13 protein-coding genes are annotated in these 13,047 nt (G+C 65.3%); 7 read left to right on the top strand and 6 right to left on the bottom strand.

The genetic code is table 11. From position 1 onward, the window contains the following. Positions 1-42: 42 nt before the first annotated feature. From nhaA to CH286_RS06315, 5 genes are all read right to left on the bottom strand, one after another. Entirely contained in the window at positions 43-1,377 is a 1,335-nt protein-coding gene (nhaA, locus tag CH286_RS06335) for a Na+/H+ antiporter NhaA (protein ID WP_037147690.1), read from the bottom strand. A gap of 150 nt (positions 1,378-1,527) precedes the next feature. Next, entirely contained in the window at positions 1,528-1,902 is a 375-nt protein-coding gene (locus tag CH286_RS06330) for a DUF3054 domain-containing protein (RefSeq protein WP_037147322.1), read from the bottom strand. Between the two features lie 159 nt (positions 1,903-2,061). Beyond that, complete coding sequence (locus CH286_RS06325) at positions 2,062-2,613, bottom strand: YceI family protein (RefSeq protein ID WP_032405259.1); 552 nt, start codon at positions 2,611-2,613, stop codon at positions 2,062-2,064. Between the two features lie 109 nt (positions 2,614-2,722). Next, on the bottom strand, positions 2,723-3,853 hold the full coding sequence (locus CH286_RS06320; RefSeq protein ID WP_094608691.1) for a lysylphosphatidylglycerol synthase transmembrane domain-containing protein: 1,131 nt from the start codon (positions 3,851-3,853) through the stop codon (positions 2,723-2,725). A 9-nt stretch (positions 3,854-3,862) separates the two neighbouring features. Next, positions 3,863-5,338: an adenylate/guanylate cyclase domain-containing protein gene (locus tag CH286_RS06315; protein WP_032378364.1), complete on the bottom strand. Its 1,476-nt coding sequence runs from the start codon at positions 5,336-5,338 to the stop codon at positions 3,863-3,865. Positions 5,339-5,411: 73 nt separating this feature from the next. Here CH286_RS06315 and CH286_RS06310 point away from each other — a divergent pair, with 73 nt between their 5' ends. The 4 genes from CH286_RS06310 to CH286_RS06295 are packed head-to-tail and all read left to right on the top strand — an operon-like array spanning position 5,412 to position 8,727. Then, entirely contained in the window at positions 5,412-6,659 is a 1,248-nt protein-coding gene (locus CH286_RS06310; RefSeq protein ID WP_052057858.1) for an AI-2E family transporter, read from the top strand. Further along, entirely contained in the window at positions 6,646-7,815 is a 1,170-nt protein-coding gene (gene macS, locus CH286_RS06305) for a MacS family sensor histidine kinase (RefSeq protein ID WP_176458162.1), read from the top strand. The genes CH286_RS06310 and macS overlap by 14 nt, the downstream gene beginning before the upstream one ends. A gap of 29 nt (positions 7,816-7,844) precedes the next feature. Beyond that, positions 7,845-8,471, top strand: a complete 627-nt coding sequence (locus tag CH286_RS06300) for a response regulator (protein WP_170944630.1) — start codon at positions 7,845-7,847, stop codon at positions 8,469-8,471. A gap of 37 nt (positions 8,472-8,508) precedes the next feature. Beyond that, a complete protein-coding gene (locus CH286_RS06295; RefSeq protein WP_032405263.1) occupies positions 8,509-8,727 on the top strand; it encodes a hypothetical protein in 219 nt (72 codons plus the stop codon). Positions 8,728-8,729: 2 nt separating this feature from the next. Here CH286_RS06295 and CH286_RS06290 read toward each other — a convergent pair whose 3' ends face one another. Further along, on the bottom strand, positions 8,730-9,119 hold the full coding sequence (locus CH286_RS06290) for a hypothetical protein (RefSeq protein ID WP_032405807.1): 390 nt from the start codon (positions 9,117-9,119) through the stop codon (positions 8,730-8,732). A 110-nt stretch (positions 9,120-9,229) separates the two neighbouring features. Here CH286_RS06290 and CH286_RS06285 point away from each other — a divergent pair, with 110 nt between their 5' ends. The 3 genes from CH286_RS06285 to CH286_RS06275 all read left to right on the top strand — a co-directional run bounded on the left by CH286_RS06285 (position 9,230) and on the right by CH286_RS06275 (position 13,039). Next, the gene (locus CH286_RS06285) at positions 9,230-10,342 is read left to right on the top strand and encodes a glycosyltransferase (protein ID WP_037147313.1); all 1,113 of its coding nucleotides are present in this window, start codon (positions 9,230-9,232) and stop codon (positions 10,340-10,342) included. A 21-nt stretch (positions 10,343-10,363) separates the two neighbouring features. Further along, on the top strand, positions 10,364-11,014 hold the full coding sequence (locus CH286_RS06280; protein WP_032405265.1) for a DUF1707 SHOCT-like domain-containing protein: 651 nt from the start codon (positions 10,364-10,366) through the stop codon (positions 11,012-11,014). 78 nt (positions 11,015-11,092) lie between these two features. Then, positions 11,093-13,039 carry a DUF2339 domain-containing protein gene (locus tag CH286_RS06275; RefSeq protein ID WP_176458161.1) on the top strand — a complete coding sequence of 649 codons (1,947 nt, stop codon included), beginning with the start codon at positions 11,093-11,095 and terminating at the stop codon, positions 13,037-13,039. Positions 13,040-13,047 lie beyond the last annotated feature (8 nt).

The raw sequence follows: 13,047 nt of genomic DNA, 5'->3' as shown, positions 1-13,047 counted from the left end.
GGACTCATCGTGTCACCGGAGCCATCCGGATGCCAACGATCGCTACTTCTTGTTCTGATACACGTCCGGGATGCCGTCGTGGTCGTCGTCGCGGGTCTCTTCGATGTAGATGTCCCGGTACGCCTTGTTGCGGGTTCGCAGAATGATCGAGGCGATGGTGGCCGCAATGATCGAACCGGTCAGCACCCCGACCTTGACGTGATCGTCGCGCTGAGTTCCTTCGCCGAAAGCGAGGTCGCCGATCAGTAGCGACACGGTGAAGCCGATACCGGCGAGCATCGCTACGCCGAAGACGTCGAGCCATTTCAGTCCGGCATCCAGTGTCGCCCTGGTGAAACGGGATACGAGATACGTAGTGCCGAAGATGCCGATGGCCTTGCCGATGACGAGGCCGGCGATGATGCCGATGGCGATCGGATCGGTCAGTGCACTGCGAAGACCGGAGAATCCACCTACGGTCACGCCGGCAGCGCAGAAGGCGAAGAGCGGCACCGCGATTCCCGCGGAGATGGGCCGAATCTTGTGCTCGAAGTGTTCGGCGAGACCGGGGCCCGCTTCGGGGCCGCCGTTGGCCTTGCTCCGGATCACCGGAACGGCGAAGCCGAGCAGAACGCCCGCGACGGTGGCGTGGACGCCGGACTCGTGCATGAGTACCCACGTCACCACGGCCAACGGAATGAGAACCCACCACGAGCGGACGCGCATCTGCACGGCAACGGCGAACAGGGCAAGCGGAATCAGCGTCAGTCCGAGCGCGACGAAGTTGATGTCGTCGGTGTAGAAGATTGCGATGACACTGACGGCCAGGAGGTCGTCGACCACGGCCAGAGTCAGCAGGAAGGTTCGCAACGCGGTCGGAAGATGCGTGCTGATCACCGCGAGAACGGCGACGGCGAACGCGATGTCGGTTGCGGTGGGAATGGCCCAGCCGAGGAGCGCGCCGTCCCCGGTGCCTAGGTTGAACAGCACGAAAATGACTGCGGGAACGATCATTCCGCCGACGGCCGCGGCCACCGGCAATGCGGCGCGTGCCGGATCGCGCAGATCACCGGCAACGAATTCGCGTTTGAGCTCGAGTCCGACGACGAAGAAGAAGATGGCCAGCAACCCGTCGGCGGCCCACGTCGAGAGCGTCAGATCGAGATGCAGTGCCGAGGGCCCGACGCGGGTGCTCATCAGCGAGTCGTATGCCGCGGACCAGGGTGAGTTGGCCCAGATCAACGCGACAAGAGTGGCGACGAGGAGCAATGCGCCACCGACGGTTTCCTTGCGGAGAATCTGCGCGACCCGGTCGGCCTCGGACCAGGAGCCGCGAGAGAACAGCGGCAATCGTGCTTTCGGTGTGGTTGAACCAGTCGGACTCGGTGAATCAGACACAGTGACAAAGCCTTTCGGTAGCAACGTCGTGCCGTGCGAACCCGTCGAATCGAAGGGCATGTGCGCAGCACAGAACAGTTGCCGACCAGACTTCCCGGCGCACCGTGGATGATCCTATCGCGCCGAGGCCGATCTCGACGAACTCTTCAGTCAGCGGACGCTGGGTACGAACTTCGCCAGCGCGCGCCAGCCGAGCAGCAGAACCGCGGTGGACAGGGTTGCCACGACGATGAACGACCCAGCTGTTCCTTGCCCGGTCACCGCACGCAGGACCATGCCGAGAGCGACCGTCATCACCCACACGACGATGCCCGTCGGGACGATGAGGAACGCGTCGAACTTGTTGCGGTACAGCGCGAATGTGACGGTCCAGCCGATGGCCGCACCGACGACGAACGGCCAGGCGGTGTGGAGCAGGCCGGACAGCGCGGTGGCCTCGGCATGGCTGCGACGGCCGATCGCGGCGAAGAGCAAGACCATCAGCAGGTCGAGGACGGCAGCAACTACGGGGGATCGAAACTTCACGCGCCCCACTGTAGACACCGATAGCGAACGGCCCGTACCGCGAATGCGATACGGGCCGTTCGGTGGGCCTCCCGGCGTGGATCAATGTGGGTTTCAGTCGCTTGGACTGCAACAAAGCCGCATTGATCCGGAAGGGGGGGAGGGTGAAGCGGGGCAGAATTACGCCTGCAGTCCGGCTTCGATTTCCAGGTTCAGCGTGATCTTGTCGCCGACGACTGCGCCGCCGCCTTCGAGGGGCATGTCGATGCTGATGCCGAAGTCCTTGCGGTTGATGACGGTGCTGGCCTCGAAGCCGGCGACCGGTCCGTTGCCCATGCCGGCGTTGACGCCGTTGAACTCGAGCTTGAGATCGATGGAGTTGGTGACGCCGTGGAGGGTGAAGTCACCGGTGACGATGAAGTCTCCGCCGTCGGCCTTGACCGAGGTGGACTTGAACGTTGCGGTGGGGAACTTCTCGACCTCGAAGAAGTCGGCGGTCTTGAGGTGGCCGTCGCGCTGGGCGTTGTCGGTCGTGATCGAGGTGACGTCGATCTCGGCGTCGACAGAGGGGGTGCCGTCGGCAGCGACGGTGATGGTGCCGGTGAAGGCCTGGAAACGGCCGCGGACCTTGCTGACCACCAGGTGGCGGACGGTGAATCCGACGGTGGAGTGGGCTGCGTCGATGGCCCAGGTGCCTGCGGTGAGCTCGGGAAGTGCAATGGCGGTGGTCATGGTGACTCCTAGTGGGTTGAAGTTTCAATGCTCATAGTACACAAGCGGACCAGGGTCCGTATATATTCCAGGTGAACGGAAAGTGACGAACGCCACTGACCGTCTGCGTTTATGCCGGCTCCGGATCGCCATTCGCGTCCCGGCTGTTCTCGGTGCGTCGCAGCTCGGCGGTCTCCTGCTGTTCGAGCGCAATATCGAACTCGAGATCGGCGTGCTGGTGCTTGCGGAAGAGCACCAGAAACACGACCCACCCGACGATGGCGACAAGGATGAAACTGACCCCGCGATAGACCAGCGCCGACGCGACCGCCTGCGACGCGGTGATCGATGCGGCGCTGGTCAAGAACGCGATGAGGGTGGCGTCGACGACAACCAGGCCGCCCGGCGCGAGTGGAACGGATCCGACGGCTTTGCCCGCCGCGAAGGCGATGAGCAAACCGGACAGTCGTGGATCCGCGCCGACGGCGAAGCACGCGAACGCCAGGCAGGCCACGTCGCCGAGTCGATGTACCGCCGACCACGACAGCGTGAGCGCCCCGTCGCGTTTGCCGAGCTGGACGGACTGAATCTGACCGATGATCTTGTCGATGCCCTCGGCCCCGGCATCGAGCTCGTGGTTTCGGAACGCGTTGTAGCGACGCAGTCCCCAGCGCGCGACGGTCTTGATCGACTGGGGGTGATTCGAGATGTAGCGGACGGCGACGACGATCGCGATGACTCCGGCGATCGGCAGCACCACGGTGAACGTGTTGAACGAACTGCCGACGACCAATCCTCCGGCCACCCCGAGGACGGCCAGTCCCGCTGCGGCGATGACGCCGGAGATGGCCAACTGCCACGACGCCACCACCGGGCTCGCGCCCCAGCGACGGGTCTCGCGATAGGTGAACGCCGTCGAGAAGACCTGCCCGGCGGGGAGGGTGAGCGCCATCGCGGTACTGCCGTAGATGACGGCCACGGACTTACGCTGACGTACTTTCACGCCGCCTGCGTCGAGTAATTGTTTCTGTACTCGGCCGAATGCGCTCAGCGACACTGCCTGCGCGAGGATGCAGGCCGCCAGCCAACCCCAGTGGATTTCACGAACGGCGGTCCAGGATTCGTGCAGCCGCGGCCATAGGTAGATCGCCTCGCCCACCAGCAGCGCAACCAGGGCGATTCCAGCGATCCATTTGAGCCACCGGAGCCGGTTTCGCGGACGCCGCACTCCGGGTCCGCGGGTGGAGCTGGGGTCGGGCACCTTGTCAGACTAACCGTCGCCGGGTGTGGCGTCGGGATACTCGACCGGCCAGGCCAGGTGGGTGGCCCGTCGTCGACCACGCAGTTGAACCTGGTCTCCCAACTCCCACTGTTCCTGTTCCTCGTCGTCGGCGAAGTACAGGGCCGAGGTCGACGCCAGGACGCGTCCAGGGCGCAGTTTCGCCAGCTCGGTGAGTCGCGATGCCTCGTTGACCGGGTCTCCGATGACGGTGTACTCGAAGCGTTCCGAGGCTCCGATGTTGCCGGCGACGGCAAGACCCGCCGAGACGCCGATGCCGATGTCGAGGCCGGTGATCTCGTTCAGTGCGAATCGCAGTTCACGGGCGGCGGCGAGCGCGGCGGTAGGGGCGTCCGGACGATCGAGTGGGGCTCCGAATATCGCGAGGGCCGCGTCGCCCATGAATTTGTTGACGAAGCCGTGATGACGTCCGACGACATCGACGACGACGCGGAAGAACTCGTTGAGCAACACCACGACCTCGCTCGGTGGGCGCTCGGAGGCGGTGGCAGTGGAGCCGACCATGTCCACGAACAGGACCGCGACGAATCGTGTCTCGCCGCCGAGTTCGGTACCGAACTGCAATGCGCGACGCGCCACGTCCTCGCCGACATGCTGGCCGAACAGCTCTCGCAGGACGCGTCGTTCGGCTGATTCCTCCATCATGCGGTTGAAGCCGACCTGCAGGCGCCCGATCTCGCTGCCGTCGAACACGTCGACCTCGACGTCGGTCTCGCCACGCTGAACGCGTTCGATGGCGCTGTGCAGCTGGCTGATTGGGTCCGAGATCTGGCTCGCGGTGAGCATCGACAGGACGAATGCCTGCACGATGGCCAGCACACTGAGCAGGATGATGGCGACGGCGAGGGCGTTGGGGGAGAACACCAGATCGGTGGTCAGCTGGGTGGCGCACAGCAGGATGATGCCGATGACGGGCATCAACGTTCCCAGTCCCCACGTCATGGCCATGCGGGTACCGACGCCGGGCGTCATCGTGCGATCGAAGCGGCCCTCGCTCAGAGCCATCGCCGCGACCGGCCGCAGGATGCGCTCGCCGAGCATGTAGGTGAATCCGAAGGTGACCGTCGCGGCCATTCCGACGGTGACGATGACCGCGATCGACAGCGACGGCATCTCCGCGATGGTCAGCAACACGAAGATGATGCCGCCGATGATCCACAGAATCAGGTGCACGATCGCCTGACGCAACGGCGCGTGCAGCGTCGTCATCTGTTCCTTGCGGGTGGGCGGACCACCGCGGAGCTGCCACCTGATGACCGAGCGCAGCAGTGTGTACGCGTAGATCAGGCTGACCACCAGGGCGACACCCAGATAGGCGCCGAAGATGTACACGTTGCGGACACGATCGGCGACGATCGATTGCGATTCGGGGATGGGCAGGCCGTAGCGCACGAACGCGAACACGAGCACGGCCCCGAAGACATTGGCGATGAGCATCGAGAACATATAGAGCGGCCAGCGACTCTTCAGAGTGAGCGAGACCGCTCGGAAAGATGCCAGCACAGGTTAAATTTAGCGGGTGAGCACCGACGAGTTGCGGGCGCAAGGTACGGGGGCGTCCCCGGGCCCCACTTCGGCGGCAGATTCGGTGCACCCGCTGGTGCGGGTCGGGGCGGAATGGACGTGGCGAATACTTGTCCTGTTCGCCGGATTCATCACTTTCGCGTACGTGGTGGCGAAGCTGAGCACCGTCGTCATTCCGTTGGGTCTTGCACTGTTGGCGTCGGCGATGCTCGTGCCGGTCGTCGACTGGATGCATCGACGCGGAGTGCCGCGAGCCGTCGCGGTGATCATCGTGATCATTGCCAGCATCGGCGTCGTCGCCGGGATCATGACCTTCATCGTCGAGCAGTTCATCGAAGGTCTGCCGCAGGTGGGCGATCAGTTCACCCAATCGATCAACGGCGTCGAGGAATGGCTCAGCAGCGGACCGCTGCACATCAGCGAGGACCAGATTCGGCAGGCCACCGACAACCTGGTCAAGGTCATTCAGGACAACCAGGAAGCCGTCACCAGCGGAGCACTGACGACCGCCGCGGTGATCGGTGAGATTCTCACCGGCGCACTGTTGACACTGTTCACGCTCATCTTCTTCCTGTACGGCGGCGATCAGATCTGGCAGTTCGTCACCCGGCTCGCGCCGACCGGAGCCCGCAGGAAGATCCGTACCGCGGGCATCCAAGGTTTCGGGTCTCTGGTGGGATACGTCCGCGCGACGGTTGCCGTGGCGGCCGCGGATGCCATCGGCATCGGTGCCGGTCTCGCCATTCTCGGTGTGCCGCTGGCTCTCCCGCTGGCCTCGTTGGTGTTCATCGGCGCGTTCATCCCGATCATCGGTGCCGTGTTGACCGGATTCGTGGCCGTGTTCATCGCCCTGGTGACGAAAGGCCTGATCACCGCAGTGATCACCCTCGGCATCGTGGTCGCCGTCATGCAGCTCGAAGGGCATGTGCTGCAACCACTTCTGCTCGGACGCGCGGTACGGCTGCATCCACTGGCGGTGGTGCTGTCCATCACCGTCGGAATTCTGCTCGCCGGCATCGTCGGTGGCCTGCTCGCAGTGCCGATCGTCGCAGTGCTCAACACCGCCGTGCGGTCGCTGCTCGCCGACGATCCGGAGGAGGTCTACGAGGAACTCGAACCGACCGACCCGCTGTACGCGGCCGAAGCGAGTGATCCGCACACACCTCCCGGTGCCGACGAGCCCGATCGACTTGCCAAGGGAGAACTGAAGATTCCGGGCCAGAACACCGATGCGGACGGCTGATCGGGTGCGGACCACGCTCACCTCGTCCGATCCCGACACCCCGCTGTGGCGGGCCTCGCAGGCCTTTCGCCTGATCACCCTCGTCTACGCCGTCAGCTACCAGGTCGCCACCGTCGACAACTACACCAATCCCCGCTTGAGCTGGGTGTTCGTTTCCCTGATGGCCGTGTGGTCCGGGGCATCGGCGTTGATGCTGGCGCGCGCATCGCTGCCACGGTGGCAGGTGGTGCTCGCCGATCAGGTGATAGTCATCGCCCTGATGGCCTCGACGCGGCTGGTGGCCGATTACGACTGGTACAGCACCCGCCAAACCCTGCCCACCACGCTGTGGGCCACCAATGCCGTCATCTCCGCGGCAATCCTGTTGGGCCCCAAGGGAGGGATTGCATCCGGTGTCGTGATGTCGGTGGTCAGCGCGCTCGTTCGCGATCGCTTCGACTCCGACCTCTGGTCCGACGCCACTGCTCCGGTATTGCTCTCGGCCGGGCTGGCGCTGGGGATGGCGTCGAACACTGCCCGTCGCGCTCACGAGGAGCTGCAACGCGCAGCCCGATCGGCCGCGATCACCGAGGAACGTGAACGACTTGCCCGGCAGGTGCACGACGGGGTACTGCAGGTACTGGCCCTCGTGCGCCGGCGAGGGCTCGAAATAGGCGGGCCTGCTGCAGAACTCGCGAATCTTGCCGGTGAGCAGGAAGTCGCGCTGCGCGTGTTGATCTCGGAACAGGCCGCTCCGCGCGATGATCACACCGGTTCGATCGTGGACGTGCGCGCGTTGCTGCGCACGCAGGCCGGTACTGCAGTCTCCGTCTCCACTCCGGCCGACCCGGTGCTCGTCGAATCCGAAGTGGCCGAGGAACTCGCCGCAGTGGTGGCAACTGCACTGTCCAACGTCGAACTCCATGCAGGGTCCGAGGCCAAGGCGTACGTGTTGCTCGAGGACGTCGACGGAGAGCTGATCGTCAGCATCCGCGACGACGGCCACGGCATTCCCGCCGGACGGCTCGCCGCCGCCGAAGCCGAGGGTCGGATGGGCGTCTCGAAATCGATACTCGGCCGCGTCGAATCCCTTGGTGGCACAGCACTGCTCGATACCGCCGACGGCGAGGGGACCGAATGGGAGATTCGTCTTCCGAGAACGAAGGGACTTCGATGACAGAGGAAACGAATTCCGAGATCGCGGTGATGGTCGTCGACGATCACCCGATGTGGCGTGACGGCGTCGCCCGAGATCTCGAGGCCGCCGGATTCAGGGTCGTCGCCACCGCGGACGGCGTCGCCGCTGCCGGACGCCGCGCCCGAGCCACCACTCCCGACGTCGTGCTGATGGACATGCACCTGCCAGACGGCAACGGGGCCGACGCCACCGTCGCTGTCCTGGAGGCGTCGCCCGAGACCAAGATCCTGGTGCTCTCGGCTTCTGCCGAACGCAGCGACGTGCTCGACGCGATCAAGGCGGGCGCGACGGGTTACCTGGTCAAGAGTGCATCGGCGGAGGAGCTGTTCGACGCCGTCCGCGCCACCGCAGCCGGGCAAGCCGTGTTCACTCCCGGTCTCGCGGGCCTGGTCCTCGGGGAGTTCCGGCGGATGTCGTCGTCGCCCGAACCGGAATCCGATACGCGCCCCACGCTGACGGACCGGGAAACCGAGGTATTGCGACTGGTGGCAAAGGGTCTGAGCGCCAAGCAGATTGCGACGCGATTGACGCTCAGTCACCGTACCGTCGAGAACCATGTGCAGGCGACGTTGCGGAAATTGCAGCTGGCCAACCGTGTCGAACTGACTCGCTATGCCATCGAGAAGGGGCTGTAGGGGTTTGCGTCTCGGGCCGACGGGCACTCTTGACCCCATGACCGACAACAAAGCAGTGGACACCACCGTCGACCCGGCGAAGCACTCGAAGGGCGTCGACGCCGATCTCGATCAGACCGGTGCCGAACGCGACGAGGCGGTCGACGAGTTCGACGGCCATCTCGACGGATCGGGTGACGAGCCTTCTCTACCGACGCCCGAGCCGACCCACGTGGCCGACAAATCCGACGAGAAGACCGTCACGCGCTCCGAGTAGCGCTACTGCGCACACAGCTTGCCGAGCGCGAACTTGGCGACCGGTACGTACGGCAGGACCAGGGGCATCGGTCCGTCGATCGTCAGCCAGGCCCTGGTCCCGTTGGGGCGTGAGACGACGCCGTGCGTCAGGTCGACTCCGATGGCCTGGTTCTGGAACCACGCCGACCATGCCCAGGTCCACGACCGCTCGTCGACCGAGTGCACCCGAAAGTCGATCGGCAATCCCAGCGGCCCCAGCACTCGGCCGGTGCTGTCCGCGGTGAGTCGCTCGCCACGATATTCGACGCCGATGATCTGGGGAGCCCAGGTTTTCCATGCCGTCGGCTCCATGTAGCGCTCCCAGACCTCGGGCGCTGCGGCGTTTCCGGTGGATTGCAGTGTCACTCGCATCTGTTCCACCTACCCGCTGGTAGCGCTCCCCACACAGAAATTTCGCGAGGGTTCGGCCACTGTCCATCGCTGCGGTGCCCGGTGGACGTCCGGGTGGGAAGACTGGTCGGGTGCGCATCGTGCAGGTGGCCAACTTCTACGGACCTCGGTCCGGCGGTTTGCGGACGGCCGTCGACGAGCTGGGATCGGGCTACGTCGCTGCTGGTCACGAGGTGGCGCTGATCGTGCCGGGAGCGCAATGGAGCGAGGAACTGCTGCCCTCGGGGGTGGTGCGCATCGAGGTGCCCGCCCCGCAGATCCCGTGCACCGGCGGCTACCGGGTTGCCGACCCGCGGAGAGTGTCGGCGGTGGCGTCCGGGCTGCGGCCGGACGTGATCGAGGTATCGGACCGGCTGACGCTGCGCGGCATGGGAAGCTGGGCCGCGCGGCGGGATGTACGCAGCGTGATGATCTCGCACGAACGCCTCGACCGTCTGCTGGCACAGACGATGCCGATGCGCTGTGCGCGTCCCATTGCCGATCTGGCCAACCGCCGCACCGCCGAGCAGTACGACGCCGTTGTGTGTACCACCGAGTTCGCGCAACAGGAGTTCGAGCGCATCGGGGTTCACAACGTGCATCGGGTGCCACTCGGAGTGGATCTCGACCTGTTTCATCCGCGGCGTCGGCACGTGGGTGATCGGTCTGCATGGTTGGCCAACGCGGATCGTCTGCTGGTGCACTGCGGCCGCTTGTCGGTGGAGAAGCACGTCGAGCGAAGTATCGATTCACTTGCTGCACTGAATGATTCGGGCATCCGCGCGCGATTGGTCATTGCCGGCGACGGTCCCCGCCGGGCCGGCCTCGAACGACGCGCCCGAGGCCTCCCGGTGGACTTCCTGGGCTTCGTCACCGGCCGGTCGACCGTCGCCGCGCTGTTGGCCTCGGCCGATATCGCCCTTGCCCCCGGCCCACACGAGACGTTCGGACTCGCCGCGCTGGAATCACTGGCAGCAGGTACACCCGTCGTCGTCTCCGAGACCTCGGCGCTGGCGCAGATCGTCACCCCGCACTGCGGAGGATCCTCGAAGAACACTGCCGACGGGTTCGCTGCGGAGATCGAGCGAGTACTCGAACTGCCGGTGGACGGCCGTCGTATCGCCGCCAGGTTGCGTGCCGAGGAGTTCGGCTGGCCCGCATCGGTGTCCGGAATGCTGTCGGTTCTCGGCGGTCGCGCAGCCTGAGATCTTCGCTACCCTGAGTGCATGGAGGCAAGGGATCTGCGAGTGTCCGATGCCGAACGTGAACACGTCGGGCAATTGCTGCAACGCGCGGTGGGGCAGGGCATGCTCTCGCTCGGTGAGTTCACCGAGCGAATGGACACCGCCCTGGCGTCGAAGACGCGCGGTGAGCTGAACTCGGTTCTCGTCGACCTGCCCGGGATGCACCTGGCCGAGGAGCATGGCCCGGCACCGAAACCCTTCGCCGCGCCGACCCCGCAACAGCCTCCACGCCGTGTTGTTCAGGAGCATTGGGGGCACGGCGGCGGCGCGTCGGACACACTGCGCGGCACCATGTCCACCATCACCCGCAAGGGACCGTGGAACGTGCCGCCGAGCCTGCGCGTCTCCACCCGCATGTCCACGGTGACGCTCGACTTCACCCAGGCAGTCATGTCGACGCAGGTGGTCGAGATACACGTCGACGACTACTGCAGCACCGTGACACTGATCGTGCCCACCGAAGCGACCGTCGACCTCAACGGTGTCGACACGGTGGCGGGCAGCGCCACCAACAAGGTCCGCACCGGCCCGCCCTACGGGCCGCTGCATCTTGTCGTGTCGGGCAAGGTTCGGTTGGGCTCGGTGACCGCAAAACATCCCTTCGGCAGCTCGATCCGCAGGATGTTCGGCTAGAGATTCGGCTGTTTTACTCGAGAGAACCGAGTAGCACTACTCACGCTTTTCGGCGGCAATGCTCGCAGTATCTAACCCATGACTTCTTCCCAGAACTCCGGGCTGGATCCGCAACTCGTCGCGCGACTGTCCAGTCGCTTCGATTCCCTGGGCGACCACATGCGTCAGGTGGCCGTCGATCTGCAGACCTTGCAGTCGCAACTCGGTGCCGCTCCCCAGGCTCCTGCTCGTGCTCCTCAGGCCCCTGCCCCGGTGCCGCCTGCTCCCGTTGCGCTGTCCTATGCGCCGCCTTTCGTGCCGCAGCAGCTCCCACCGCAGAACTACGGTCAGCCGATGTATCGGACCATGGGGCAACCCGCGGGTCAGCCTGCGGGTCAGCCGGTGGGCCAGCCGGTGGGTCGCACTCAGCCGGCCGCCCCTGGTCCGGTTGCAACGCCACGCGGGCCTGTGGTCGCGCCGCGTCCCTCCGCTCCGCCGAGGGAGCCCTGGTGGCAGCGCGACGGGGTCATCAGTCGTCTGCTGGCCGTCGCCGGGGCCGGCGTCACCCTCGTCGGTGTCGTGATGCTGTTGGTGCTCGCGGCGCAGGCCGGGTGGTTCGGCCCACCGCTGCGGGTCGCGGCCGGAGCCGTCTTCTCCGTTGCGCTGATCGGTGCGGGCGTTCGGGTGTTCGGGCGCTCCGGTGGACGGGTCGGCGGAATTGCTCTCGCTGCCACCGGCATCGCGGGCCTGTACCTCGACGTGCTTGCGACCTCCGTTCTGTACGGCTGGCTCGATCCCGTGATCGGGCTGATCGTCGCATTCGGAATTGCAGCTGCCGGAACAGCTCTGGCGGTGCAGTGGAAGTCGCAGCCGATGGCAGTGTTGATTCTGGTCGGCGTCGCGGTGTGCGGCCCGGTACTGACCGAGGGCCTCACCCTGGCGTTGATCGCATTCTTCATCGCCACGTATGTCGCCGGCTTCCCCGCCCAGATCGGTCGGAATTGGCAGATCCTGCAGGTTGTTCGGACCGTTCCCCTCGTCGGCACGGTGTTGACTGCGGTCGCCACTGCCGACATGAACGGCTCGACGGATAACTACTGGCTGCTCCTGGCAATCGTGCTCACGGCTGTACTCGGTATCGGAATGTCGCTGGAGCTGTTGCGCCGCAACGTCTCCGATGTGGTTGCGACCGTGATGATCGCCCTGCCGGCGCTGCCGGTCCTGCTCTCCGTCGACATCTTCGACCGCGGTGTTACCGTCACCCTTCAACTGGTTCTCGCTGCTGCCGCAGTAGCGATCGTGGCTGTGGTGAGCTGGTTGCCGGGACATGCTCGCATCACGGTCGCGGTGATCGGTGCCCTGGCCACGTTGCAGGCTGCAGTCGAGTCGACGACCCTCGAAATCCGTCCGGTCGTGCTGTTCGCTGTCGCCCTCGCTCTGCTCGCCGTGGCGCACAGCACTCGCTCGACACTTGCATACCTGATCGGCAGCGGATTCGGCGTGATCGGTGCACTGATGTTCGTCTCGGTCTGCCCGCCCCGGGCGCTGTTGGACTCCGATTTCGCCGTCGGCAGTGCAGGCATCGTGATCGGTGGAATCCTGCTGGCTGCAACGGCTTTCGCCTTCGCCTATGTACTGGCCGAGTTGGACCTGGTCGACGACGGAATGCAGACCCTCGCCATCGTCTGCGGTGTACTCGCGCTCTACGGACTGACGGCGTCGACGGTCATGCTCGGCATCGGAATCGGCGGCGAATCAACAGGATTCACGGCAGGTCACACTGCCGCGACCATCGAGTGGATGATCGCAGCCTTCGCGCTCCTGGCCTTCGGGCTGCGTAGCGTCACGCACGCCCATGCGGCACTCGTGGCCGGACTGGCCCTGACGGCGGCGGCCATCGCGAAACTGTTCCTCTTCGACCTCGTCGCGCTGGACGGACTGTTCCGAGTCATCGCTTTCATCGCAGTGGGTCTGCTGCTGCTGATCGCGGGCACCCGATACGCCAAGGTGTTCGCCGATCGCGAGAGTGCGGCAGTTTCTTCCTGATCCCCTGC

The organism is Rhodococcus sp. WWJCD1, assembly GCF_002258735.1.
Classification (GTDB): Bacteria; Actinomycetota; Actinomycetes; order Mycobacteriales; family Mycobacteriaceae; genus Rhodococcoides.
Note: the sequence above shows the minus strand (reverse complement) of the source record. Positions and strands in the feature narration are given on the sequence as shown.